Below are 404 nucleotides of genomic sequence, written 5' to 3'. Positions count from 1 at the left end.
ATAAAACCTTGACAAGGTTAGAACGAACCCGGACAGGTTCTGTCCTGTCATATTGAAATCAATAAAGTTGGTTCCGGCAAAGACTTTCATCCTGTTTTTATTTTCACTGTGCTCAATATATAACTTCGTCATTTTTTGATACAGGCTTTGAATATCTTTTATATTAGTTGGTAAGTCAGCTCGTTGTTCAGCAATAAAATTAGTATCTGAAAACATGGTTTGGACACTGAATGTTATGGGTATTCCCTCTTCTACGCTAATTTTAGTTATGATTGCCTTGTCGGGTTTAGGATTAGCGACAACAATGATTCGACATTCAGCACTTTTGTTTTTTTCATATCTAATGTTATTAATCTGATTAAGTATTGATTGTGTCTGTTGCGTAAGTGGTGTCGAACTTATCG

General features: G+C 34.9%; 1 protein-coding gene. It reads right to left on the bottom strand.

Features of this window, described 5'->3' with window-relative positions; all coding sequences use genetic code 11:
* Positions 1-404, bottom strand: a 404-nt coding sequence (locus H0X95_RS35780) for a hypothetical protein (protein WP_230878358.1), incomplete at both ends; no start/stop codon positions are given.

It is taken from the genome of Burkholderia sp. 9779_493 (genome assembly GCF_015712215.1).
In the GTDB taxonomy this organism is placed as follows: Bacteria; Pseudomonadota; Gammaproteobacteria; order Burkholderiales; family Burkholderiaceae; genus Burkholderia; species Burkholderia cenocepacia.
This window is presented reverse-complemented; position numbering and strand designations above follow the sequence as displayed.